Source organism: Novispirillum itersonii subsp. itersonii ATCC 12639 (genome assembly GCF_000381985.1).
Taxonomy (GTDB): domain Bacteria; phylum Pseudomonadota; class Alphaproteobacteria; order Rhodospirillales; family Rhodospirillaceae; genus Novispirillum; species Novispirillum itersonii.
Genome location: NZ_KB907344.1, coordinates 134,897 through 160,985 on the forward strand (window position 1 = coordinate 134,897; position 26,089 = coordinate 160,985).

Below are 26,089 nucleotides of genomic sequence, written 5' to 3' on the forward strand. Positions count from 1 at the left end.
TCACCGGATGGCGGGCTGTTGCTTTTTCGCACCTGCAAAAATCTGCGGTTCCGTTCTTTCGCTGACGGTCATCATGGTGTAAGAAACGGTCTGACCGACGGTGCCCATACCGGGCCGCAAGACGGGAACACGGAGCAGTCTTTCCGGCATCCGCCGATACCTGCCAACCGTGGCTGCCCCCGCAACTGTAGGCGGCGAGGCGATACCATTGTGCCACTGGGATACCCCGGGAAGGCCGGTATTGCCCGTGACCCGCCAGCCAGGAGACCGGCCGTCGGTCCACGGTGACGTGCCCGGACAAGGGACCCACCGGCGGCGGGCCATACCGGGCGGGGCGTACCGGCAGACCCAGCAGGACTGCGCCATGCATCCGCCGCCCGGAGGTTTCCCTTCCCCGGTTCCGTCAAAAGAACAGGCCCTGACGGGAGGACGAGACCGGATGCTGGACTATATCCGCGACGGCCAGGAAATTTACCGGCGATCCTTCGCCATCATCCGGTCCGAGGCCAATCTGGCCCGGATCCCCGCCGATCTGGAAAAACTGGCGGTCCGGGTTGCCCATGCCTGCGGCATGCCCGATGTGGTGGATGACCTGATGTTTTCTGATGGGGCCGGAGCCGCCGGGCGGGCCGCACTGGCAGCCGGGGCCCCGATTTTCTGCGATTGCCGGATGGTTTCAGAAGGGCTGACCCGGGCCCGCCTGCCTGCCGGAAACGATATTATCTGCACCCTGCCGGAACCCGGCGTGCCGGAGCGGGCGCAGGAGATCGGCAACACCCGTACGGCAGCGGCGCTGGATTGGTGGCTGCCCCGCCTTGAAGGGTCGGTGGTGGCGATCGGCAACGCCCCGACCGCCCTGTTCCGCCTGCTGGAGCTGCTGGACGCCGGGGCACCGAAACCGGCCCTGATCCTCGGCTTTCCGGTCGGTTTCGTCGGGGCAGCGGAATCAAAGGACGAACTGGCAGCCAATCCGCGCGGGGTGTCGTTTGTTGCCGTGCGCGGTCGCCGGGGCGGCAGCGCCATGACCGCCGCCGCTGTCAATGCACTGGGAACGGAGAAAGAATGATGCTGGCCCCCGCAACCGGTCGCCTGTACGGTCTGGGCGTTGGTCCCGGTGACCCGGAACTGGTGACTCTGAAAGCCCTGCGCCTGCTGCAGAATGCCCCGGTGGTCGCCTATCTGGCCGCCAAGGGCAAGAAAGGCAATGCCTTCAGCATCATCGAATCATACCTGAAGCCGGATCAGACCCTGCTGCCGCTGATTTATCCGGTGACGACGGAAAAGCTGCCGCCGCCGTTTGATTATGAAACCGTCCTCCGTGATTTTTACGACGGCTGCGCGGTTGACGTTGCCGGGCACCTGAAGGCCGGACGCGATGTCGCCGTGGTCTGTGAAGGGGACCCGATGTTCTACGGCTCCTTCATGTATCTGCATGACCGTCTGGCCGACGATTTCCCGACCGAGGTGGTGCCCGGTGTCTGCTCCATCGTCGCCTGCGCCTCCGTCGCCGGGGCACCGCTGGTCTACCGGAACCAGAGCCTGACCGTGCTGTCCGGGGTACTGCCGGAAGAAGAGCTGCTGGAACGGCTGCGCGGCTGCGAGGCTGCCGCCGTGATGAAACTCGGCAGCAATTTCGCCAAAGTGAAGCGGGTGATCGAAGCCCTCGGCCAGACCGACCGCGCCGTCTATGTGGAACGGGCGACAATGGCCAACCAGCGCACCGCCCCCTTTGCCGAGGTCGACCCCGCCACCGTCCCCTATTTTGCGATGGTGCTGCTGCCCGGCGCCCGCTGGGAAGGTTGACCCCATGATGACCTCCTCCGCCCTGCCTGCCGCCCCGGCCCTACTGATCCTCGGGACCGGCAGCCTGCCCGTCGCCCGTCGCCTGCGGGAGATTCTGCCGGGGGCGGAAATCTTCGGCCTGCGCGGGCGGGTGGAGGCGGACGATGTCATCCCCTGCGACTCGTTCGGCGACACCCTGCGCCTGCTGTTTGGCCGCGACCGGCCAGTGGTGGCCCTGTGTGCCGCCGGAATCATCATCCGCGCCCTCGCCCCTCTGCTGGGGAACAAACGGGCAGAGCCGCCGGTGCTGGCGGTGGCTGAGGACGGCAGCACCGTGGTTCCCCTGCTGGGCGGTCTGCGCGGTGTCAACACTCTGGCCCGACAGATGGCCGCAGCGCTGGGCTGCCCGGCAGCGATCACCACCAGCGGAGAACTGCGCTTTACCCTGACTCTGGAACAGCTGCCCCCCGGCTTCCGGGCCGCCAACCCGCAGGACAGCAAGCGCTTCATGTCCGATCTTCTGGCCGGGGTCGGGGTGCGCCTTAACGGGCATAGCGACTGGGGAGCCGACTGGCTGACAGACAGCCGCCTGACCGATGATCCCGATGGCCCGCTGCGCCTGACCATCAGCCCGGAAGCCCGGGACGCCACACCGGATGAACTGCTGATCCGCCCGCAGGTGGTGGCAGTGGCCGTCACCGCGGCCAGTGCGGACAAAGCCCGGTCGGTGCTGGCCCGGCACGGGTTCTCCGAACAGGCTGTCGCCTGTGTGCTGACCCCGGTGGAGGATGCAGGCGCTGCCGCCGTCCTTGCTCTGGCCACGGCACTGGACTGCCCACAGCGGGTTACTCCGGGCGGGGCCGGTTTTGCGGATCTGCCCCCAGACCTGACCCGTTATCAGACTGATGGCGTGACCCTGCTGGTCGGGGCCACACCCGGCGCCGTCCGTGCTCTCGGCCAGCCGCGCGGCAGCGTCACCGTAATCGGCACCGGTCCCGGCAACCGCGAGTGGATGACACCGGCGGTCAAGGCCGCCCTGACCGCCGCAACCGACGTGATCGGCTATCAGTTTTATGTCGATCTGGCCGGGCCATACCGGCCGGATCAGGTGCTGCACACCTCCGATAACCGGGTGGAACTGGACCGCGCCCGCCACGCCTTCCGGCTGGCGGCAGAGGGACGTCAGGTGGTGGTGGTCTCTTCCGGTGATGGCGGTATCTTTGCCATGGCGGCTGCGGTTCTGGAGGCGCTGGAAGACAGCGCCGACCCGGTGTGGCATGCCGTGGCCCTGCGGGTGGAGCCCGGCGTGACGGCGGCACAGGCCGCCGCCGCCCGGTCCGGGGCGGCGCTGGGCCATGATTTCTGCGTGATCTCGCTGTCAGATAATCTCAAGCCGTGGCCGGTGATCGTCAACCGGCTGGACCACGCCGCCGCCGCCGATCTGGTGATGGCATTCTACAACCCGATTTCCAAAGCCCGCCCGTGGCAGCTGGCGGAAGCCTTTGACACCGTCCGGCGGCACCGCGCGCCGGAAACACCGGTGCTGCTGGGCCGGGATATCGGCCGCCCGGCGGAACGCGTCACCATTACCACACTGGGGGAGGTCTGCCCCGATCAGGTGGATATGCGCACCGTGGTCATCATCGGGTCATCCCATAGCCGGACCTTTCCGCGGGCCGATGGCAAAGTCTGGCTGTATGCCCCGCGCTGGTACGGAGAGAAGCCGGTGAAATGACCGGCGTCTCCTCCGCTCACTCCATCGCATCCAGAAGCCGGTAATCCCCTGCCGCAGAGCTTTCACCGCGCAGGGCCTGCCCCAGCCCGCTGACCACGCGGTCAGCAATGGCGGTATCGTAATGCAGGGAATCCCAGTAATTCTCGTCGCGGGTGGTGATGTCAGACCGGATCATGAAGTCGACCACCATCGTGTGTGGCCGGGCCTTGGCAAGGGCCGTCACCCGCTGCTTGCAGGTCTCCAGCACCCCCTCTTCCCGGCTGCCGGTGGCGGGCAAGCCAACCGCATGATAAGGCACCCACATCAGAATGACCTGAGTTTGCGCCGGGCTGCCGGTCAGAAACTCCTGCATCAGGGCATGGGTCGGAAATACCAGCGCCTGCCGCTCGGCCTCACTCAGCACCACCGGCGGAACCACCGGCGCTTTCAGAACCGGCATTGCCTGCCCATAGATATGCTCGCGGGCCCGGGTCAGATCATAGTCAGTCCGGGGCGGCAGAAAATTGCCGTACCCGGTCTGATCAAAGTGCACCTTACCCTCGCCGGTCACCGTCCGGGTTAAAATCCGTCCGGCAATCTCAATCACCTTACCATTGAACAGATTGAGCAGATCGTTCCAAGGGTTGTCATCATACATCCACTCGGGAAAGCCCCGCTCGGTGATCAGCCGGTCATCAGGGTTCTGCGAGCACCACAGGCTGTCAAGCCCGAGGATCACAGTGCGCGGCTGCGCACGCTGTGACAGAAAGAACCGGGCCATCCGCCACTCTTCCCACGCCGTTCCGCTGTTCATCGCCAGCTGGGCAAACTGCCCGCCCAGCGTCTGGTTCAGCAGTTCCGGACGCAGCAGGCGGATCGTCGAATTCCCAAACACCGCACTGTCAAAACGCGGGTCACGGGCAACCGCCGGATAAAGGTAGCGCTGGTTAACATCCATCAACGGGCGGTCGCTGCTGGCAAACGGAATATTCCGGTATGGATTGGCCCAGACGATCAGGCCCACCAGAACACAGCCCAGCAGCAGGGTCGCCCCGCAGAACCACAGCAGAAAACGCGTCCACGGCCGGAGGGAAGAATCAGAGGTCATGATCGGCCCCTCAGAACTGGAAATAGATGAATTCAACCGCCCGGTCCTTGCCGATTTCCAGCAGCAGGGCCAGCAGGGCGATCGCCAGCAGTACCGCCAGCGGGCGCCACGGACGGACCCAGCGGGTCATGATATCCTGACTGGGCGGCAGCAGCAGGATCACCGCAATCCCCAGCAGGGCAACCTTTTCTTTAAACTCAGCCGCCACATCCACCGCGCCCAGACCGAGCATCCCCTGATAGATATGCAGGGCAGCGGTGAAGGTCTCGGCCCGGAACAGAATCCAGCCCGCCATGACGAACAGCATGGTCAGCAGCCATGCCAACGGCAGCGGCAGCCTGCCGCCCAGCGCCTTCCACGCCCGGAACAGCACCAGCCCCACCCCATGCAGCAGACCCCAGGCCAGAAACGTCCATGACGCCCCGTGCCACAGGCCGCAGACCACCATCAGGATCAGCGTCGCCAGCACCAGCCGCACCGGGCCATGGCGGCTGCCGCCCATGGAGAAATACAGATAATCACGCAGAAAGCGGGACAGGGACGCATGCCAGCGCCGCCAGAAATCCTGCAGGGTCACCGCCCGGTACGGCGACAGGAAGTTGACCGGCAACATCACCCCCATCATCAACGCCACCCCGATCGCCATATCGGTATAGGCTGAAAAATCGAAGTAAATCTGCAGGGTGTAGGCCAGCGCCCCTCCCCATGCCGCCATCAGATCCGGCACGCCGGTTTTCGCCTGCGCAAAGACCGCGTTAGAATAAGGGGCCATCTGGTCAGCCAGCAGCAGTTTCTTGCCCAGCCCCATCACGAACATTGCCAGCCCGCGCACCATGTTCTCGGCCCATTCCGGGCGGTGCGGCGGCAGATCAAACTGTGGGATAAACTCGTTGTGCCGCACAATCGGCCCGGCGATCAGATGCGGAAAGAACGACACATACAGGGCGTAACGACGCAGCGGATAACGCGGCGCTTCACCCCGGTAGGTATCCACCAGAAAACTGATGTGCTGAAAGGTAAAGAAGCTGACCCCGATCGGCAGCACCAGCGGCAACGGCTGATAATCCTGACCGACCACCGCCATCAGCGTATCCATGAAGAAGTTGCGGTATTTGAAATACCCAAGCACGCCGAGATTGGCCAGAACCCCCAGCCACATCCATACTGCCCGCCGGTCTGCGTGCAGCACCAGCCCCAACCCCCAGTTAAGCAGAATGGTGGTGATCAGCAGTGGCAGGAAGCGGACATCGCCATAGGCGTAAAACGCCAGAGACAGACCGATCATCACCCATTCCCGCAACGCGGTCTGCCGGAAGGCGTACCAGGTAGCCAGAGACAGCGGCAACAGAAAGGCGATGAAAATCTGGCTGTTGAAAAGCACGGATAAACCTCATGGCCGCAATCTGACAGGCACCGCCCAGCACAGGCACCGGCCAGCACAGGCACCGGCCCGGCTGTCTTCGGGGGGGACCGGGCAGACTTACCGGAAGCCCCGGTGTAAGACAAGCCTAAGCGGCTCGGCCCGCGCCGGGACGGTCAAGAACCGTCAGTCAGGCGGAGGCTGCGGCGGCCCGGTCTGCGCGTTCAGGGGCTGCACGGGTATCCACTGCCCCTGCATCCGCAGGGCCTGCACCTCGGGCAGCTCATACCGTTGCAGATCGGCCAGAAATGGCGCTGCATCGGGATTCTCCAGCACAAAAACACGGCGCCCTTCGAAAGAAACGCCCGAAAGGGCAGCGGCGAAGTACTCCCGCCACAGGGCATGGAAACTGCCATCCCCCCATGCCGCCAGCAGGCCGCGTTCCAGCCGCCGCAGGGCGGGTTCATCTGCCGGATGGGCAAAGAAGAACTTCGGCAGCGGATAATACAGGGCGACACCGGGGGCAACCGACAGGGTCACCCCGCTGCCGGTCCGGGCCAGACGGATATCCCGGTCCACCTCGTTCACGCCCCGCCAGTACAGGTCAGCCCGCCCGCGCGCCACCATCAGGGACATACTTTCCCGCGAGGAGATTTCCTGAACCGGCAGCCCATGGGCCTGCAAAATCCCGACATCCCGCCAGCCCAGCCCCTGCACGGCAGAAAAGCGCGTCAGATCGGCAAAAGTCCGGACATCCGCCGTGGCCTGAGCCGCCCCGGCAGAGGCCAGCGCCACCCGCAGCCCGGTCATGCCGGAGTCGACAGGAAAGCGGATATAAGCCAGATCCCGCACCAGTTCAGGGGTAACGGTCTGGATCACCATCTGACCGGGATACGTCCGCAACCGCAGATCCTGCACCACCCGCAGCGTGGTCGCCCGGCCGGGGGCTGGCTGCAGACGATACGGCCCTTCTGCGGCAACGGTATGATCCAGCGCCAGCCGCATCAGGGCTTCTTCAAAGTCCATCGTCATGCCATCCGGCACCGGGCGGGAACGGTACGAGAAGACCGCCTCCTCCGCCCGCAGGGCTGATCCGGCAAGACAGGACAGCCCCACCACCGCCAGCAGACAGCAGAGAAGCCCCCTCAGAAAAATCTGGCGGGCCGGCCTTGGCATGGAGTTCTCCCGGTAAACCGCCGACGGACAGCGCGGCTGTTTTACATACCATGCCCCGGCCCTCCGGTGCTGCCAAGACGGCAGAACCGGGAGACCCGTAAGAAAAGGGCGGGGCCATCCTCTCCGGACAGCCCCGCCAGCCTCAGAAACACAGAAGGACAGACAGCAGCGTGATCAGCCGTTGTTCAGGGCCCCCCACATCTCGCGGTCACGGTCCGCCGTCCAGATCTGCGGGCGGACCAGCCCCTTGGCCTCATCAACAGCGCGGGCAACGTCGAAGGGCATGCAGTGTTCGTAGATCACCCACTGGCCGTATTTCGGGTCCATCCGTTCCTTACACAGGGCAAAGATTGCCTTCAGGTCCAGCCCCTTTTCCACGCCTTCCTGTGCGGTGGTATAAAGGTCGGTGATGAAAGCCTGAGTCATCTTCAGGGCCTCTTCACAGGCCGCGGCGGAGGTCAGGGCATCGCCCCGGCCCGGCACCATCTTTTCCGGCTGCAGGTCGCGCAGGGCCTGCAGGGTGGCCGGCCAGTCACGCAGATGGGCATCCCCGGTGTACGGGGTGGCGTGGTATTCCACCAGATCCCCGGCATACAGAATTTTCTGATCCGGCAGCCACGCGATGGTGTCACCCTGCGTATGGCCTTTGCCCGGCGACCAGATTTCGACTTTCCGGTTCCCCAGATCAACGGTCAGTTTGCCATCGACCACGATGGTCGGCCACGTCAGGCCGGGAATGCTCTCGTGCCCCCGGAACAGACGCGGGAAGCGGCCAAACTCACTCTCCCAGTCCTGCTGGCCACGTTCAACGATCATTTCGTAGGTCAGCTGCGAGGCGATGATGTGTTCCGGCTCATATGCCGCAGCCCCGAGAACCCGCACCGCATGATAGTGCGACAGCAGCACATACTTCACCGGCTTGTCGGTGATCTCGCGGATGAACGCCAGCACCTGCTGGGCCATCAGCGGGGTCGCCTGCGTATCAATCACCATCACCCCGTCATCCCCGATGATCACGCCGGTGTTGGGGTCCCCTTCAGCCGTAAAGGCGTAAGCCCCTTCGCCCAGCTTGGCGAAGGTGATCTTCTTTTCGCCCAGATCGCCGGTTGAGGCAAAGGTGGGTGCAGCCTTGGTCATGACGGTCCTCTCCAGTGGTTACAGCCCGCAGGCAGTTTTTTCTGAGTATGAGTCCAGAGTAGCGCGCTTTTAGTTTCATATGAAACGAATTCTTCTGCCTTCTTTTTAAACACATTTCCGCCCCAAGCCCCTTTTTGCAGCAAAAGCAGCAAACACTGATATGCAACACCCTGATTTTTAAAGGGTTCCCATTTGGCCCAAGGCTTGCGTAGGATGATCTGGGGAAACAGAAACAAGGGAGGCACTATGGGGTCAAAACGTGCCTTTGACGAAATGCATGGCAGCGGCAAGAGCATCCGCGAGCCATACTCCAGTTACGGTGCCTGGCTGCACTCGCTTGATATCAGCGAGCTGGGGCGCCGCCACAAAGCAGCCGACGTGATATTCCGCCGTATGGGGATCACCTTTAACGTGTACGGCGATGAAGGCGGGGTCGAACGCCTGATACCCTTCGACGTGGTACCGCGCATCCTTTCCGCCAGCGAATGGCGAACGCTGGAGCGCGGTGTGATTCAGCGGGTTGATGCGCTGAATGCCTTTCTCAATGACGTCTATAATGATCAGGACATCCTGAAGGCCGGGGTGGTCCCCGCCGATATGGTGCTGACCAATGCCGCCTTCCGCCCGCAGATGCTGGGCCTGCGGGTGCCGCAGGATGTGTATGCCCACGTCTCCGGCATCGACATCGTGCGGGTCGATGAAGACACGTTCTATGTGCTGGAAGACAATGCCCGCACCCCGTCCGGTGTGTCCTACATGCTGGAAAACCGCCAGACGATGATGCGGCTGTTCCCGGAGCTGTTCGCCAGCAACGCCATTGCCCCGGTTGAACACTATCCCGAACTGCTGCTGGAAACCCTGCGCTCCGTCGCCCCCCGTGGGGTGGATGACCCCTGCGTGGTGCTGCTGACACCGGGCCAGTACAACAGCGCCTTTTTCGAACATGCCTTCCTTGCCCAGCAGATGGGCATTGAGCTGGTCGAAGGGCAGGACCTGTTTGTGGATGGTGGCAAAGTCTATATGCGCACCACCCGGGGCCCGCGCCCGGTGCATGTGATTTACCGGCGTATCGACGACGACTTCCTTGATCCGCTGGCCTTCCACCCCGACAGTATGCTGGGCGTGCCCGGTCTTCTGGCGGCCTACCGGCTTGGCAACGTCACCATCTGCAACGCCATTGGCGGCGGGGTGGCAGACGATAAGGCGATCTATGCCTATATGCCGGACATCATCCGCTTTTATCTGGGGCAGGAGCCGATCCTGAACAACGTTCCGACCTGGAACCTGCGCCGCCCGGATGACTGCGCCTATGTGCTGGAACACCTGCCCGAACTGGTGGTGAAGGAGGTCCACGGGTCCGGCGGCTATGGCATGCTGGTTGGCCCCGCCGCCACCAAGGCAGAGATTGAGGCCTTCCGGGAACGGATCATCGCCGAACCCGCCCGCTTCATCGCCCAGCCGACCTTAAGCCTGTCCACCTGCCCGACCTATGTTGATCAGGGTATTGCCCCGCGTCACGTCGATCTGCGGCCCTTTGTGCTGTCAGGGCGGGAAACCCGGGTGGTCCCCGGTGGCCTGACCCGGGTTGCGATGCGGGAAGGCTCGCTTGTCGTCAACTCCTCGCAGGGGGGCGGCACCAAGGATACCTGGGTGCTGGATGATACCCCGCGTTCTGCTCAGGGGGGCCGTCATGCTCGCACGCGCCGCTGATACCCTGTTCTGGATGGCCCGTTACGTTGAACGGGCCGAACAGACCGCCCGCGTTCTGGAAGTGTCGCTGCGGTCTGCCATGCTGCCGCACAGCCAGACCGTCAACGAGTGGGAAATCCCGCTGGCAATGACGGGTACGCTGGCCGACTATTACCGCTGTTACGAAGACTTAAGCGATGGCCGGGTGCTGAGCTTTATGATCCTCGACCGGCAGAACGTCGCCAGCATCCGCACCTCGCTGTATTCAGCGCGGGAAAACGCCCGTGCCGCCCGCCACCTGCTGACCAGTGAACTGTGGGAGAGCCTGAATCAGAGCTGGCTGACCATTGCCGACCTGACATGGCCGGATCTGACCAAAAAAGGTGTCAGCGAACATCTGGAATGGGTGCGCTTCCGCTCTCACCTGTTCCGGGGAGCCCTGCAGGGCTCCATGCTGCGGTCGGAAGGCTTCCATTTTGCCCGGCTGGGCATCGCCATGGAACGGGCCGACAATACCGCCCGCCTGCTGCGGTCGCGCTGGGACAGCCTGACGGCAGACCAGAACAGCCGCCTCGGCCCGGATTATTACCGCGCCACCGTGCTGCTGGAAGCCCTGTCAGCCTTCAAGGCCTACCGGGAGGTCTATTCCGCCCGGCTGGAGCTGCACAAGATCGCCGATCTGCTGCTGCTGCGCCCGGATATGCCGCGCTCTCTGGCCTACAGCGTGCGGGAAATCGAGAACACCGTAACGGATCTGGATCCCGGCAGCGCGGTGCTGCGCGAGGTGCGGGCCCTGCGCCACCGGCTGGATACCGTGCAGGTCGCCGACCTGACCCGTGTCGGCCTGACGTGGTTTCTCGACGATATGACAACCCAGCTGTCGGCGCTGTCCACCAGTCTGCAACGCCAGTTCATGCTGGTGCAGTAAGGGAAGCGGGGGAGAAACCACAATGCGTCTGCATATCCGTCACGAGACCCGTTACCGCCTTGACCACCCGGCCCGGCGGTCGGTGCAGTATCTGCGCCTGACCCCGCGGCTGGACCGCTGCCAGCAGGTCCTGCGCTGGACCATCACCGGCCCGGAAACCATTGCCCCCTGGACGGACGGCTTCGGCAACCGGGTCCATGTCGCCAGTGAGGGCGAGGCCCACGACGAACTTCTGTTCACCGTCGATGGTGAGATTGAGACCATGGATACCTGCGGCATCCTGCCGCTGGATGATGGTCTGCCGCCGATGATGTTTCTGCGCGACACACCACGCACCCGCGCCGATGACGCGGTGATCGCTCTGGCCGGTGAGGCTGCCGGATCGGCAGAGAAACCGCCGGTGATCGCCCCCGGGGACGAGGTGCCGACCCTGCACCGGCTGATGGGGCTGGTGGCTGACCGTGTCACCTACCGCGCCGGTCACACCGATGTCGGCACCACGGCGGCAGAGGTGTTACAGCATGGATTCGGGGTCTGTCAGGACCACGCCCATCTGTTCATCGCCTGCAGCCGGGCGCTGGGGATCCCGGCCCGTTATGTCTCCGGCTATCTGTGGTCGGATCATACGGAAATGGCCAGCCATGCCTGGGCTGAATCATGGGTCAAAGGACTGGGGTGGGTCAGTTTCGATCCGGCCAACCGCCAGTCGGCCACGGATGCCTATGTCCGGCTGGCCGTCGGCTTCGACTATGCCGATGCCTGCCCGGTCACCGGGGTCCGTGCCGGGGGCGGGGACGAAGCCCTTGATGTCTCGGTCACCATTGCCCCGCTGTCAGGGACGCAATCAGGCCAACAGTAACCGTTTTATCGTGTACACTGCACGGCATCCCCGGTGGCGTTCGCTGCCGGGGATGCCGCCGCGTCTGTGTCGGTATCTTCCACCCTGTTTCTGTCAGAGTCCGGTATCCGCATCATGACCTATTGCCTTGGCCTGCGCCTGAACGCCGGAATGGTGTTCGTCTCCGACTCCCGGACCAATGCCGGGGTGGATTTCATCTCCGCCTATCGCAAATGCTTTGTCTTCGACCAGTCCGACGACCGCATCATCGTCATCCTGACCGCCGGAAATCTGGCGATCACCCAGTCGGTGATCAGCCTGCTGGAAGACCGCGCGGAAGGTGGAGACCCCAAACGCAGCCTGTACGCCGCCCCGTCGATGTTTGAGGTCGCCCGCATCATCGGCAACACCCTGCGCGAAGTGCATGCCGAAGACGCCGAGTCCCTGCGTCAGCACAACACCGAATTCAATGCCAGCATGATCGTCGGCGGCCAGATCCGCGGACGGCGGATGCGGATGTTCAACGTCTACGCCGCCGGAAACTTCATTGAGGCCGGAGAAGACACCCCGTACCTGCAGATCGGGGAAACCAAATACGGCAAGCCGATCATCGAACGGGTGGTGACCATGGACACCCCGCTGGTGGAAGCGGCGAAATGTGCGCTGGTCTCCTTCGACTCCACCATCAAAAGCAACCTGTCCGTCGCGCCGCCGCTGGATATGGTGATTGTGCCGATTGACAGCCTGAAGGCGCAGGTCCGCTGGCGGATCACGGAAGACGACCCGTACTTCCTTGATATCCGCCGCCGCTGGGGCGAAGGACTGCGTTCGCTGTTCGTTGATCTGCCCGACCCGGCTGCCGTTGTCGGCGGGCTTGAAAACGGGTCGTAACCATCCGCCTCACTGCGGGACAATCAACAGAAACGCCGTGCCGGGGACACTCCGGCACGGCGCTTTCCTGCTCTGTCCGTCCGCCCCTCAGGCTGCGGCCGGCAACGTCATCACCCGATCACAGACGCGGTCGAGCAGGGCCCGGTCATGACTGACCAGCAGCACGGCACAGCCCTGCTCCCGCGCGGCGGCGGTCAGAAGGCCAATGGTCTCCTGCTGGGTCAGAAGATCAAGCCGCGAGGTCGGCTCGTCGGCAAACAGGAACAGCGGTTTCAGCAACAACACCCTCAGCAGGGCAATCCGCTGTAACTCTCCGCCGGACACCTGCGACGGCAAGCGGTCAAGCAGCCCCTCTGTCAGGCCCAGCCGCAGCAGCAGGCGGGCAATCTCCGCCGGATCGCAGCCATGCAGACGCACCACATCCATCAGGGATGCCCGCAGGGTTACCTTCGGCGGAAAGGCCGCCGGAGGGTCCTGATACAGCTTCTGCCAGCGATGCGGGGCGGCGGCAGGGCGCTCTACCGTTCCGCTGTCAGGCGACAGAAGGCCAAGGCAAAGATCACCGAACGTACTTTTACCGCAGCCGCTGGGGCCGGACAGTCCCACGACCTCGCCCGCGGCCAGATGCAGCGACACGCCGGAAAACAGTCTCCGCCCACCCCGGACCTTTCCGACATCCCGCGCAATCAGCACCGGGGCACCGATCTGCCCCCCTCCGGCCTGACGGGGCCACCCTTCAGGATCAGCGGCCAGCAGGGCGCGGGTGAAGGCATGGCGAGGCCGGATCAGAACCTCTTCCGCGGCCCCCTGTTCCTGCACGGCCCCTTCCCGCATGACCAGCACCGTTCCGCCCAGAGCGCGCGCCACCGCCGGATCATGCGTGATGGTCAGCAGGGCGCCCCCCTCTTCCACATGCCGACGCAGCAGGGCGGTAATGCTGTCACGGCGGCTGATATCCAGCCCCTTTGTCGGTTCATCCGCGACCAGCACCGGGGCGTCGCCGGTATGGGCGGCGGCAAAAGCCACCCGTTGCGCCATACCGCCGGAAAGCTGCCCCGGCAGGCGGGTTTCAGCCGCCTCAACCTCCAGATGCCGCAGGGCAGCCCGCGCCCCCTGCCACGCCTGCGGACGGGGTTGCCCACCGACCAGCCAGCGGGTTTCCATCACCTGTGCCCCGGCCTGCATGGTCGGATCGAGTGCCAGCCATGGCTCCTGCGGTAAAACGGCAATCATCCTCCCCCACAGGGCACGCCGCTGTGCCGCCGTGCGGGTGAGCTGCTGGACACTATTGACCAGCACCTCCCCCTCTGCGACCAGACCCGATGGCAGGGCACCGATCAAGGCCTGCGCGAGAAGGGATTTTCCCGACCCGGTTTCCCCCAGCAGGGTGACGGCATGACCGGGCCGCAGGCTCAGACTGACCGGCTCAACCAGCTGGTCGGGCTGACCGGTCTGCGGGTTAACACCCCGGGAGCGGACCCGCAGGGCGCGAGCTTCAAGAGAGACAAATGTCATCGCGGATCCTTCCCCGCCAGCAGGGTCAGCGACAGCCCCAGCAGGGCCATCACCGCCACCGGCTGCAGTAACGCCCACGGCGCTTCATCGTAATAGGGCAACAGCTCCGTCATCATCAGCCCCAGCTCTGCCACCGGCGGGCGCAGACCGACACTGACAAAGCCCAGCGCCGCCGTTGCCATCACCGTTGCCGCCGCCCCAAAAGCCGCCAGCGTCAGCACCACCGGGGCCAGCTCCGGCCACAGATGGCGGCGGAACAACAAGACCGGCCCAAAGCCCAGCAACCGCGACGCCTGCACAGCAGGGGCCTGCCGCAACCGCCGGGTCTGGGCCCGGACCACACGGAAAAATTCCAGCCACAGCAGCAGGGCAATCCCGACATAAAGGGCGATAAAACTGCCCGGCGCGATTGCCAGCACCAGCAGCACCAGCAACAGCCCCGGCAGGGCAAACACCGCATCGGCCAGCAGCGACAGGCCCCGGTCAATCCAGCCGCCACACCACCCGGCCAGCACACCCAGCACCACGCCCGGCACCGCCGCCGTCACCACCCCAATCAGGGCCAGACCAAGCGACAGGCGCACGGCCGCCGCCAGACGCGCCAACAGACTGCGGCCTAAGTGATCGGTGCCCAGCGCCGTCACCCCGACCGACCAGTCAAAGTCGGGTGGGGTCAGCAACACCATCAGATCCTGCCGGGCCGGATCCAGCGGCCATATCAGCGGAACGCCCCAGCTAAAGGCCAGAAGGCTGAACAAAAGGAACACCCCGACCCACCGTTGCAGAGTCATGACGGCTCCCCCCGGGGGTCCAGCAGATGGCACACCACATCAATCACCGTATTCATCGCCACCACAAACAGGCCCATTGTCAGGGCTGCGCCCTGTATCATCGGGACATCGCGGGCAACAATGGCATGAACGAGCGCATGACCGATGCCCGGCCAGGCAAACAACGTCTCAATCACCACCATTCCTTCAACCAGCGCGACAAACTGCACCCCGAAGTAGGTCAGCACCGGAACTGCCGCATTCCGCAGACCATGCCGCCAGAACAGCAGACTGCCGCCTAACCCTTTGGTCCGCCCAAAACCGTAATAAGCGCTGCCACTGACGGTCATCACCGCATCACGGCTGACCCGCGCCGAGACCGCAGCCAGACACAGGGCCAGCGTCAGAGCTGGCAGAACAGCATGCGCAGGGGTGCCGTATCCGGCGGCAGGCAACAGCCGGGCCTGAACCGCCAGCACGAGGATCAGCACCGCACCAATGGCAAAGGGGGGAACCGACCGCATCAGCACCGCCACAAGCAGCAGGCCCCGATCAACCAGACGGCCGGGCCGCAACCCTGCCAGCACCCCCAGCGGCGGCCCGATCAACAGTGACAGACCGGCGGCCCAGGCTGCCAGCAGCACGGACTGACCAAACTGATGGGACAGTTCCTCCGCCACAGTCCGCCCTGTCACCAAAGACTGCCCCAGATCAAAGCGCAGCAGGTCCCAGATCCATGCCAGAAGGGCCAGCGGGGCCGGTTGATCGAGCCCCAGATCATGGCGGACAGCGTCGGCTGCCGTCGTGGAAACCCAGTCAAACCCATACCGCCCGGCGGCAATACGGTAGGCCATATCCCCCGGCAGAGCCCGGACCAGAATGAAGGTCAGCAGCCCGACCATCAGCGCCACCAACACCCCTTGCCCGACCCGGGCCAGCAGCAGACGGACCAGCGGTGACCCGATCAGCGGACCCATGACACCTCCGACAGGCGATAGCTGCGCTCGTACGGGTCCAACGTCAGGCCGGTTACCTGCTTCGACACCGCGACCGTCTGCTGGTACCAGCTGACCGGGATCACCGGCATCTCAGCCAGCAGGATCTTCGAAACGCTCTGCCGCAATCCCGGCAGGGCAGCGGTATCGGTGCCACGCTTCAGCGCGGTCAGGGCCTGTTCCATCGCCGGGGACGACCAGTTCATTGCCCCCCAGTCCCCGCCGCCGGGCCCAAAATCCTGCAGCGCGGTCACCAGCGGATCAGGCACCAGACCGAAAGACCGGGCCATCAGGGCCAGTTGCAGCGTGCCATCCCGGTGCCCGGCCGGCACATCACCGGAGTTGCCCACAGACACCGACACATCCACCCCAATCTCGCGCCACTGCGCCTGCAGGGCGGTGGCAATCACCGGCAATTCCGGCCGGTCGGGGAAAGTCCGCAGGGCCAGCTTCAGCGGCTGCCCGTCACGCACCAGCAGGCCGTCGCCCCCCCGGGTCCAGCCTGCTTCCGCGAGCAGGGCGGATGCCTGCGCCGGATCCGCCCGCAACGGCAGTCCATCCGCCAGCGTCCAGTCACCGGTCCCGGGCGGGAACATCTGCCCTGCGGCCGATCCCGGCTCACGCAGCAGCCCGGTGGCAATGTTGCCCCGGTCCACGGCCACAGCCAGCGCCCGCCGCACCCGGACATCCGACAGCACCGGATCCCCCGAGTTCACTTTCACCGACACCGTGCGCGGCAACGGCAAGGCCTGCACCGTGACCGCCGGATTGCGGCTCAGCCGCTGCCGGCTGGCCGGGTCAAGCGTATACACCACATCGGCGTCACCGCTTTCGGCCATCATCGCCCGGGTCTCACCGCGTCCGGCGGCCAGATAACTCAGCTTCTCCACGCCGGCCGGACGGCCCCAGTACCGGTCAAACCGGACAGCAGACAGCGACTGTGGCGGCTTCACCTCCTCCAGCCGGAACGGACCGGTCCCGATCACCTGCGTGACCGCCCCGTCTGCCGCATAGGATGCCGGGGCCAGGATCTGATTTGCCGTCCCCGCCAGAGTGGCCAGCAGAGGAGAAAACGGCTCCTTCAGCCGGATCACGACTGTCTGCGGGCCATCCGCAGCGATCGACTCCAGCGGGACCGATGCCAGTGGGCCGGGCTTGGCTGCGGCAATACGCAAGGCCTTCACCACAGCGTCAGCCGTCATCGGCGTGCCGTCATGGAACACAACACCCGCCCGCAGCGTCAGCGTCCAGGCCAATCCGGCGGCATCAGCCTGCCACCGCTCAGCCAGGCCGGGCGCCAACGCCCCGGCCCGGTCCGCGTCAACAAGCGTCTCAGCAATCTGCAGGCGGGTGAAGACATAGCCATGCCGCGCCGGATCCAGACTGCTCACTTCCCACGGGGCCACCACCGACAGAACGCCAGAGGCGGCATTTGCCTGTGCGTCCGGTACAGGCAAAACAGCCCCTATCCCCAGACACAGGGCCGAGGCACGCAGCAGGGTCATCGCGGACCAGCATCCACGGCGGGACGGAAGCAAACGCACAGCAGGATAAGTCATCAGGGGCCTCAGCGGGGACATCAGAATGAATCATACGTTATAACATAACATATTAAACGCAAGCCCGAAATGCGAACGCTTCGCATATCCTCACACCCAGCCCCTCAAGAGTAAACCTTAAGCATTAGTCATGAATTTGTAAAACACCCCTGCAAATTTAGCACTTCTGTTTATTCAAATTTACGTGCATACAGCCGTTTCCCCCCGTTCTACGCCATATACAGCTGTATGCCAGCAGCCAGAAGGCCGCCATGAGGACAGAATGACCACCGCATCCCCTGAGATCATCCCTCTTTCCCCCATACCGACAGCGACAACAGCCAGCACCCGCAGCCTGATGACCCGGATTCTTCAGGTTTTGTCCGCTGCCGTCCTGGTGGTTTTTGCTGCCTTTGCCATTTACGCCGACAGATATCAACGCGCAGCCATAGACGCCGATGTGCGGAAAGACCTTGAGGTCTCCGGGCAGGCCGTCGCCGCCACCCTGCAGACATGGCTTGATGCCCGCACCACGATGGCAACCGTCATTGCCAACGGGCTGGAGCAAACAGGCCCCGCCCGCGAGGATGTCAACCGGGTCCTGTCGATGCCCGGCCTGAAAAACTATTTTGATGCCGTCTATCTGGGCGAAGAGGACAGGCGGTTCATCCGCTGGCCGGACATCACTATGCCCGCAGACTTCGATCCCCGGACCCGCCCGTGGTATCTGCTGGCGATGAAAGAGAAGGCGGCGATCCTGACACCGCCGTTCATCCAGACGTCATCCGGCACACTGGTGATGACCGCAGCGGCCCCGGTCCTGCGGAATGGCAGGGCAACCGGCGTTGTCGCCGCCAACTTCCCTGTCGCCGTGCTGTCAAAAACGCTTGAGGATTTCACTCTGGGCGGTCGTGGCCGGGCTTTTCTGACCGACGGGACCGGAAAGATCCTCCTCCACCCCGACACCGCCCTGCAGAACAAAACTCTCGCCGACGCCTACCCCGACCAGACCCCGGTACTGACCACCACCGTGCAGGAGGCCCGCAACGGCAGCCGGGAAGATCTGGTCGAGCTGTTCCCGATTCATCTGCCGGGCGCCGTCTGGTACGTGGTTGCCGTCGTTGACAAGAAAGTCGTCTTCGCACCGCTGACCGACTACCGCCTGTCTGTGATTGCGGCCAGCATTGCCGCGGCCCTGCTGCTGGTGATGGTGATGCAGCAATCCCTGCTGCGGCTGGTGGCACGCCCCCTGCTGTCGATGACCGCCGCAATGAAGCGGCTGGCCGCCGGTCTTCTGGAGACGGACATCCCCTGCCTGTCCCGCCGAGACGAAATCGGGGCCATGGCCGCCGCAGTCGGTGTGTTCCGCCATAATGCGCAGGAACGGCACCGGCTGGAACAGGCGCAGCAGGCAGACCTTGCCGCCCGGGAACAAAGGGCAGCCGCGCTGGAAGGCCTGTTGCTGGATTTTGACCGGGAAATGGTCCACGTGCTGGAGACCGTCACCTCTGCCGCGACGGAACTGGAAGCCACCGCCCGGGTTCTCTCCGGCACGGCGGAACGGTCGGCGGAAGACGCGACAACAGCAGCAGCCGCGACGGAACAGGCATCGGTCAACGTCCGCAGCGTCGCCGGGGCCGCTGATGCGCTGGCGGCTTCCATTGCCCATATCGCGGAACGGGCGGGCCGGTCACAGGCCGTTGCCGCCACGGCGCGGGAGACCGCCCGGCAGACGGAAGAGACCGTACGCTCTCTGGTCGAGGCAACCACCCGGATCAGCGAAATCGTCAGCCTGATCAACGATGTCGCCAGTCAGACCAATCTGCTGGCCCTGAATGCGACCATCGAGGCCGCCCGCGCCGGGGAAGCTGGCAAGGGCTTCAACGTCGTCGCGAACGAAGTGAAAAATCTGGCGAATCAGACCGCCCGGGCGACCGGTGAAATTGCGGCCCAGACAGGGGCGATTCAGCAGATCTCGGCGCAGGTTGCCGTTGCTATCGGCACCATCGTCACGGTGATCGGGGACGTCGGCACCCTGAGCGATGACATCTCCGGCACGGTGGACCAGCAAAGTCACGCCACCCGGGAAATCGCCCGCAATGTCAGTGAAGCGGCACAGGGGACGCAGGATGTTGCCCGCAGCGTGACCAGCGTGACCGCCGGGGCGCAGGAGACCGGGCACAGCGCCACACAGCTTCTTGCCGCTGCCGCCGAGCTGGCGCGTCAGTCAGAGCAGATGCGTGGCGAGGTCAGCGCATTCTTTGACCGGATCCGCGCCCTGTAATGCATCAGCCTGCCCCGGACACAGATCCGTGTCCGGGGCGGGCTGAGGACCCCCGTCAGGCCGACCGCATATCGCGCACCAGCGTTTCCACCGCCGCCGACAGATCATGCGACTGCTGCCGCAGCATCAGCGAGGAGTCGCTGACCGCCATCGCCGCCTCTCCCGTCCGCTCCGACGCCTGATTCAGCACGGTCATATCCTCGTGCAGAGAGACAAAGGTGCGGGCAATCAGCTGCATGCTTTCGGCGATTTCATGGGTGGCCCCATCCTGTTGCTCCACCGAGGCAGCGATGGAGCCAGAGATGGTATCCACCCGGGTGACGATCTCAGACAGGGTTGACACCGCTGCGGTGGTGGCGGTGGCAAACTGCTGCACAACATCAATCTGGGTGGCGATCTCGGCGGTCGCCCGGGCGGTCTGTGTCGCCAGACTTTTCACCTCATTGGCAACCACGGCGAACCCCTTTCCGGCTTCCCCGGCGCGGGCAGCCTCGATGGTGGCATTCAGGGCCAGAAGGTTGGTCTGGGCGTTGATGGCGGCAATCAGTTCCACCACCTGCCCGATCCGCCCGGCAGCCTCGGCAAGCCCCTGCATTTCCCGCACCGTTTCCGCCGCTTTGCGGGTGCCCTCGTGGGCAAGAGAAGCGGCCTGCTGCACCCGGCTGGCAATTTCCCGGGTCGAGGCGGACAGTTCTTCCGCCGCCGCTGACACCGTCTGAACCGACGCCTGTGACTGGTCAGACAGGGCAACCACATTGCCGGACCGCTCAGAGGCATCTTCCGCTGACCGGGTCAGATCTGCCGCCACGGTGTTGACACTGCTGGCCGCATCGGCAACGCCATTGGCAATCCCCTGCACCCGGGCCTCGAAGGTTGCCGCCATCTGCAGCTGCTGCTGGCGGCGTTCTTCATCCTGCCGGGCCTGCAGGGCCTGCTTCTCAGCTTCCAGCTCGCGGGCCTTAATCCCCTGCAGGCGCAGAACCTCGACCGCACGGGCCATCACGCCGATCTCGTCACCACGCCGCTGCCCATGTACGGGATGGTCATAGTTCTGGGCCGCCATCTGCTGCAGATCATCGGCCAGCCGCCGGACCGGCAGGGTGATCGACCGAGACAGAACGATCGAAAAGCCCCCGGCCACCAGCAGCAACCCCAGCGACACCGCCCCGAATTTCAGCGCAAAAATCCGCACCGCATCATAAACGTCATCGACATAAACCCCCGAGCCGACGAACACTTCAAGCTCCGGGAAGCCCTGAATCCACGAAATTTTGTCGGCCACAACCTTCCGCCCCGGATGCAGGAAGACATAGTTGACCTCCCCCGCCCCGGCAGACTTCGCCAGCGCGATCATCTCACGGAACAGATACTTTCCATTGGGATCCTGATAGTCCAGCATGCGGCCACCGACCTTGGACGGATCCGCGCCGACCGCCTGTGCGACGCCATCATAGTCATAGACAAACACATAATCCTGACGTCCGTTCGCCCAGGCACCGTGCACATAGCCGCGCAGATCGGTCAGGACCGCCGCCCTGTCAACGGTACCGTTGACGGTATGTTTCCGGATCAGGTCTCTGGTCAGATTACCAGCCATTTCGACCACGGTACGGACCAGCGCCTGCCGTTCCGCCATCTGGGTACGGTAGTCCATCCACACGGCAAAACCGCCCAGAACAAACATAGAGACGGCAAAGAGAACCAGACTGGCGGATACGCGTGTGGCGATCCGCAGGTTGGACAGCTGCATTGTTTCCCCCTGTACGGAGTTGGCTTGACCCGCCCCCTGCATCCGATGCAGGTCCGACAGATGTTGAAGCGTTGATCCGTCACACCCGGACAGCCTGATTGACCCGCAGGGTTATCCCTGTCGGCGGCAGCCGGTCTTATACACCCGTGTTGTCCCGATCGCTTTTTCAGACAGGCCACAGCCCCGCATCTGCGGGTGGCTATGCGGCAAAAGACCGTCCTCCCGGTTTCCCGGGCCGGTTTCTTCCGCCTGCTGTCAGGCTGGCATTCTGCCCCTGTTTTTCTGCTCCGCACACCGGCCCGGTCATGACCCCGGAACCCGCCTGTGCCAGCGGGCACCGCGCCACAGACCTTGCGGTCAGCGGCGGGGACGGTACGTACAGATCAGAAACCCCTGTATCCGATATGGACACTGATATCGTGCCCGACTGTTACAGGTAAAACCAATTCAAATTTACTATATCACCATTAAGGGTAAAACCGGCAACTGGAGGCATTCTAAAGAGTTACACCGCCGGAAGGCCTGCCGGGGCGTCGTCCGGGGCGCGCTGCGGCAACCGCACAATCGCCTCTGTCCCCTGATCCGGGGCACTCAGCAGTGTCAGGGTACCGCCATGCAGTTCCACGAAGGCTTTCGACAGCGGCAAGCCCAGCCCGGTCCCCTCGAAGCGCCGGGCCAGCCGGTTATCAACCTGCCGGAACGGCGTCAGGGCCACCGGAATATCTTCCGGCCTCATCCCGATCCCCGTATCCCGGACCGACAGGCACAGATCCCCGACGGCCTCGTCCTGCCAGAGCCGCAGAGAGACGACCCCTCCTTCGGGGGTAAATTTCACCGCATTGCCCAGAAGGTTGACCAGAACCTGCTTCAGACGGCGGCCTTCTCCCCAGTATGGAGGCAGACCGACGGCAATCTCCCGCTCCAGCCGGACCCCGGCTGACAGCGCCCGGACCGAAATCAGCCGCAGGGCACTGTCGGCGATCTGTGCCAGATCGACACTCTCCGGCTGCAACACCATCATCCCGACATCAATCCGGGACACATCGAGAATATCATTGATGACATCCAGCAGATGCCGGCCACTGTCCATGATATCCTGCGCATACTCTCCATACTGCGGCGGCTGGACCGGACCAAACAGGCCGGAGCGGATGACATCGGAGAACCCGATAATGGCGTTCAGCGGCGTCCGCAGCTCGTGCCCGATATTGGCGAGGAACTCGGTCTTGGAGCGGCTGGCCAGCTCAGCCTGTTCCTTCGCCTCCCGCAGCTCCTGCAAAGCGGCATGGTAGGCTGTCGTATCTCCGACCGACCCGGCCATGCGCCAGGCGCGGCCATTGCCGTCACGCAGGGCCAGACCGCGGTGACGGACCCAGCGCTCCCGGCCATCGAGATTGCCGATCAGCCGGTATTCACAGGAAAAATAGGGCTCCTCACCACGGAGATGCCGGATCATCTGGTCCCGGAAATACGGGCGGTCATCCGCATGGATCACCGATGGCCAGTCACCGGCACAGGGGATCCGGCTGACATCCACCCCCAGAAGATCACGGGCATGGGGACTGAAATACACCCGGTCACTCAGGATATCCCAGTCCCAGATCGCCTCGTTGGTGCCGCCAACCGCCAGGGCATAGCGGGCCTCGCTGGCGCGCAGGGCCCGTTCCGCCCGCTGGCGCTCACTGATATCACGCACCACCACGGTGTACAGAACCTGTCCGCCAACCTGCACCCCGGACACCGACAGCTCCACCGGGAACGTGGTTCCGGTGGAACGCCGCCCCATGGTTTCCTCAATCACACCGGCCATCCAGTCACCGCTGCCGATCGGAATACCGTCAACCAGATCAGAGAGCGACCGCCCCGCAACCTCTGCCGAGGCATAGCCGAACATCTGCTCCGCCGCGCGGTTCAGATGCTCAATCCGTCCGGATTCATCGGTGGTGACAATCCCGTCAACCACGGCCTCCATGATGGTTTCCAGCCGCTGCTGGCGTTGCAGGGCCGCTTCATGGGCCTGCCGTTCCGCCGTCAGGTCCCGCCCGACCAGCATCACCCCGCACCGCGATCCGTCATGAAACGGCACCCCGGCCAGCTCGACATATGCGGTATCCCCCGTCGGGCGCAGCACCGGCACTGTCACCCAGGTAACCCCGGCGGTCAGGGCGGCAAGCTGGGCGGCATCGGATTCCAGCCCATCCCGCTCTCGGTCTTCGGTCAGGGTCTTCACCACCGGAACCGACTGCGGATCGGTAAAGTCGGTCAGCGGATAGCCCAGAACACTGCCCTCCGTCCGGCCCAGAATCGCCAGACCCGCCGGATTGATGTACCGCAGAAAGCCGCCGACCGTGACCGCGATCAGGTTCGGGGAAACCTCGGCCAGCTGCCGGTAGCGCACCTCACTCTGGGCCACGGCACGCTCTGCCCGGCGGCGCAGGGTGATGTCGGACAGGATCATCACTGTCTCACCCCTGGGGGTTCTGCCTTCCCGGATGGCCAGAACCCGCCCGTCGGTCAGCCGGACCTCCAGCACACCCCGCGGATTGCGATGGGCGAGAATACGGGCCTCCATCCACGTCTGCGCAGATTTTCCCTCAAGATCCACCAGACCTGAATCCAGAACCGCCTGCATGATCTCGCGGAAACCGGCACCGGGCCGGATCCATGCCTCGACCCGCTTCAGTAACCTGCGGTACGGGCGGTTGCTGACCACAAGACGGTCCTGCCCGTCAAACAGGGCGAACCCGTCATTCATCACCTCAATCGCCTGCAGCAGCCGGTCTTCCTGCGTGCGGGCGTGCTGACGCACTTCGTTCAGGGTCTGGCTGATATCGGACCGGGGCACCGGGGGATGCAGAGTCAGCAGGCAGGACCCATCCGGGCCGGGCCGATACCGCAGGGTCACACCGGTCACATCAGCGGCACCGATAGCCAGCAGCCCATCCCGGACCGGGGGTGGCAAGGCGGCCAGCCGCTGAGACAGGGGGGCGGCAAGGGGGACCGGGGGCAAACCGCCCTGCGCCCACAGCCCATCGGTCCGGGATGATGCCGCCAGCAATGCCCCGTCAGGCGTAAAGGCAAGCGCCGCACCGGCAGGGGCTGCAGCCGACTCCAGCAGGACCGCGATCAGATCGCCGGAAACAGAAGGCACAGCGGCCGGTGCCTCAGGCAGACTGTCCGATGTCATCATCCCATCCGGGTTCGTGCAATTGTCACGCCACAGAAACGCTCCGGGCCTCCTGCGCCGGACAGATCAGCACACTTTCCCCGGGCATTGAAGCAAAAAGCAGAGTCTTCGCAGCACGGAAACCTGCGACGGACATCAACTGCGCCTTGCCGCCCGGACCGGTCTTGATATAGTCCCTGTTCCGGAAGGTGAATTCACGGCCCTGCCGCCATCCGCCTCCGCAACAGCGGTATATTCTGATACGTATGCTTTAAGGGAAGATGACCCGGGTGTCTGCAGACACCCGGAGGGAGAGCGTTCCGCCCGGCCCCGGCTGACGGCTTTGAGAGACCGGACCGGCCACTGTGGCGGAAGACAAGGGGATAGAAAGAGGTTCGGGCATGACCAATACGTCACAGTCGCGCAAGACCTATACCGCCGAACTCCAGAGGCTGCATAAGCTGGGGCTGGAAAGTGGCGGTGACGGACAGGGCCTGCGGGGGGATCCGCGCGTCCTGAACGAAGTTGAGGCCCTGCGGGATGAAGTCCGGGTCCTGTCGCACCTGCTGCGCAATCACGTCCTTCCGCCGGAAGAGACCCCGCAGGCAGAGGAAGAGACGAAAGACCCGCTGCTGGTGGAATACGAACGCCAGCGGGCCGAGGTCCGGGTGCTGAAAATGGAGCTGCGCGCCCTCGCCAATTCGATTCAGGAAACCAAGCGCGAAATTGCCCATCTGCGGGCCCGGGACGCCGACCGGCTGGAAGTGGTCGCCGGTGAACTGGATGCCGTCGTCGGGGCGACCGAAAACGCCACGCACGGTATTCTGGAAGCTGCGGAAAAGATTGACACCATCGCCCACGCCCTGCGGGCCAGCGTCGATGTGTATGTCCGGCAGCAGGCCGAAGAGCTGAGCGACCACATCATGTCAATCTACGAACACAGCAACTTCCAGGACATCACCGGCCAGCGCATCACCAAGGTGGTCAATACCCTGAAGTTTGTCGAAGACCGCGTGGACCGGATGATCAGCATCTGGGGTCAGGAGACCTTCCAGGAGCTGATTTCCGAACTGCCGGACGAATTCGCGCAGGACGACGAACGCCGCCTGCTGAATGGCCCGCAGCTGGAAAACAACGGCATCTCGCAGGACGAAATCGACAAACTGTTCGGATAATCCGCCTGTCCCTGCCAGACCTTTCCCCGACAGCCCCGCCCAAAAGCGGGGCTGTCGGCATCTGGGGGCACGCCCCGGCAGAAATAGACCATCCGCAGGTTGGTGATACCGACACGCCCCGGCCTGTGGTATACTGATCCTCAGGTAACAGGCTCCGGACCATGGAGCAGACCCGCCCCCCAGAGGGGGCACCGGGACACCCCCGGAGGTCACAACGACCGCCCATGGCCTGCACGACAGACACTGCCGCCACCCCGGTACAGGCGACAGGGA

The 26,089-nt window shown here is 64.3% G+C and carries 19 protein-coding genes and 1 riboswitch; of the genes, 9 read left to right on the top strand and 10 right to left on the bottom strand.

The genetic code is table 11. The annotated features are described in order from the left end of the window. Nucleotides 1-81: 81 nt before the first annotated feature. Nucleotides 82-290: riboswitch (cobalamin riboswitch) on the top strand. 149 nt (nucleotides 291-439) lie between these two features. From G365_RS0113065 to cobJ, 3 genes are read left to right on the top strand one after another with little or no spacing between them, the layout of a single operon-like run. Further along, on the top strand, nucleotides 440-1,066 hold the full coding sequence (locus G365_RS0113065; protein WP_019645974.1) for a precorrin-8X methylmutase: 627 nt from the start codon (nucleotides 440-442) through the stop codon (nucleotides 1,064-1,066). Next, entirely contained in the window at nucleotides 1,063-1,803 is a 741-nt protein-coding gene (locus G365_RS0113070) for a precorrin-2 C(20)-methyltransferase (RefSeq protein ID WP_245554753.1), read from the top strand. The genes G365_RS0113065 and G365_RS0113070 overlap by 4 nt, the downstream gene beginning before the upstream one ends. Before the next feature lie 4 nt (nucleotides 1,804-1,807). Then, nucleotides 1,808-3,517, top strand: coding sequence for a precorrin-3B C(17)-methyltransferase (cobJ, locus tag G365_RS0113075; protein WP_019645976.1), 1,710 nt, complete (start codon nucleotides 1,808-1,810; stop codon nucleotides 3,515-3,517). A 16-nt stretch (nucleotides 3,518-3,533) separates the two neighbouring features. On the opposite strand, the gene G365_RS21490 is transcribed toward cobJ, so the two are convergent. From G365_RS21490 to G365_RS0113095, 4 genes are all read right to left on the bottom strand, one after another. Then, complete coding sequence (locus tag G365_RS21490; RefSeq protein ID WP_019645977.1) at nucleotides 3,534-4,604, bottom strand: hypothetical protein; 1,071 nt, start codon at nucleotides 4,602-4,604, stop codon at nucleotides 3,534-3,536. A 10-nt stretch (nucleotides 4,605-4,614) separates the two neighbouring features. Continuing rightward, nucleotides 4,615-5,985 (bottom strand): MBOAT family O-acyltransferase, encoded by a 1,371-nt coding sequence (locus G365_RS0113085; RefSeq protein ID WP_019645978.1) that lies wholly within the window; start codon nucleotides 5,983-5,985, stop codon nucleotides 4,615-4,617. Between the two features lie 165 nt (nucleotides 5,986-6,150). Continuing rightward, on the bottom strand, nucleotides 6,151-7,140 hold the full coding sequence (locus G365_RS21495; RefSeq protein WP_019645979.1) for a hypothetical protein: 990 nt from the start codon (nucleotides 7,138-7,140) through the stop codon (nucleotides 6,151-6,153). A 174-nt stretch (nucleotides 7,141-7,314) separates the two neighbouring features. Further along, nucleotides 7,315-8,277, bottom strand: coding sequence for an MBL fold metallo-hydrolase (locus G365_RS0113095; protein WP_019645980.1), 963 nt, complete (start codon nucleotides 8,275-8,277; stop codon nucleotides 7,315-7,317). A 246-nt stretch (nucleotides 8,278-8,523) separates the two neighbouring features. Here G365_RS0113095 and G365_RS0113100 point away from each other — a divergent pair, with 246 nt between their 5' ends. The 4 genes from G365_RS0113100 to G365_RS0113115 are packed head-to-tail and all read left to right on the top strand — an operon-like array spanning nucleotide 8,524 to nucleotide 12,623. Continuing rightward, on the top strand, nucleotides 8,524-9,987 hold the full coding sequence (locus G365_RS0113100) for a circularly permuted type 2 ATP-grasp protein (protein WP_019645981.1): 1,464 nt from the start codon (nucleotides 8,524-8,526) through the stop codon (nucleotides 9,985-9,987). Then, a complete protein-coding gene (locus G365_RS0113105) occupies nucleotides 9,968-10,894 on the top strand; it encodes an alpha-E domain-containing protein (RefSeq protein ID WP_019645982.1) in 927 nt (308 codons plus the stop codon). Before G365_RS0113100 ends, G365_RS0113105 begins: the two co-directional genes overlap by 20 nt. 22 nt (nucleotides 10,895-10,916) lie before the next feature. Then, nucleotides 10,917-11,753 (top strand): transglutaminase family protein, encoded by an 837-nt coding sequence (locus G365_RS0113110; protein ID WP_019645983.1) that lies wholly within the window; start codon nucleotides 10,917-10,919, stop codon nucleotides 11,751-11,753. A gap of 33 nt (nucleotides 11,754-11,786) precedes the next feature. Then, complete coding sequence (locus G365_RS0113115; protein ID WP_019645984.1) at nucleotides 11,787-12,623, top strand: hypothetical protein; 837 nt, start codon at nucleotides 11,787-11,789, stop codon at nucleotides 12,621-12,623. Between the two features lie 87 nt (nucleotides 12,624-12,710). On the opposite strand, the gene G365_RS0113120 is transcribed toward G365_RS0113115, so the two are convergent. From G365_RS0113120 to G365_RS0113135, 4 genes are read right to left on the bottom strand one after another with little or no spacing between them, the layout of a single operon-like run. After that, the gene (locus G365_RS0113120; protein ID WP_019645985.1) at nucleotides 12,711-14,138 is read right to left on the bottom strand and encodes an ABC transporter ATP-binding protein; all 1,428 of its coding nucleotides are present in this window, start codon (nucleotides 14,136-14,138) and stop codon (nucleotides 12,711-12,713) included. Beyond that, entirely contained in the window at nucleotides 14,135-14,929 is a 795-nt protein-coding gene (locus tag G365_RS0113125; protein ID WP_019645986.1) for an ABC transporter permease, read from the bottom strand. Before G365_RS0113125 ends, G365_RS0113120 begins: the two co-directional genes overlap by 4 nt. Next, on the bottom strand, nucleotides 14,926-15,885 hold the full coding sequence (locus tag G365_RS0113130) for an ABC transporter permease (protein WP_019645987.1): 960 nt from the start codon (nucleotides 15,883-15,885) through the stop codon (nucleotides 14,926-14,928). Before G365_RS0113130 ends, G365_RS0113125 begins: the two co-directional genes overlap by 4 nt. Further along, on the bottom strand, nucleotides 15,873-17,408 hold the full coding sequence (locus G365_RS0113135) for an ABC transporter substrate-binding protein (RefSeq protein ID WP_019645988.1): 1,536 nt from the start codon (nucleotides 17,406-17,408) through the stop codon (nucleotides 15,873-15,875). The genes G365_RS0113130 and G365_RS0113135 overlap by 13 nt, the downstream gene beginning before the upstream one ends. Nucleotides 17,409-17,724: 316 nt before the next feature. Here G365_RS0113135 and G365_RS0113140 point away from each other — a divergent pair, with 316 nt between their 5' ends. Continuing rightward, nucleotides 17,725-19,725, top strand: coding sequence for a methyl-accepting chemotaxis protein (locus G365_RS0113140; protein WP_019645989.1), 2,001 nt, complete (start codon nucleotides 17,725-17,727; stop codon nucleotides 19,723-19,725). 55 nt (nucleotides 19,726-19,780) lie between these two features. Here G365_RS0113140 and G365_RS21500 read toward each other — a convergent pair whose 3' ends face one another. After that, nucleotides 19,781-21,475, bottom strand: a complete 1,695-nt coding sequence (locus G365_RS21500; RefSeq protein WP_019645990.1) for a methyl-accepting chemotaxis protein — start codon at nucleotides 21,473-21,475, stop codon at nucleotides 19,781-19,783. Between the two features lie 505 nt (nucleotides 21,476-21,980). Then, entirely contained in the window at nucleotides 21,981-24,665 is a 2,685-nt protein-coding gene (locus tag G365_RS21505) for a PAS domain S-box protein (RefSeq protein WP_081628548.1), read from the bottom strand. Nucleotides 24,666-25,042: 377 nt separating this feature from the next. Between G365_RS21505 and G365_RS0113160 the strand changes: the two genes are divergently transcribed. After that, nucleotides 25,043-25,816, top strand: coding sequence for a protein phosphatase CheZ (locus tag G365_RS0113160; protein WP_019645992.1), 774 nt, complete (start codon nucleotides 25,043-25,045; stop codon nucleotides 25,814-25,816). Nucleotides 25,817-26,089 lie beyond the last annotated feature (273 nt).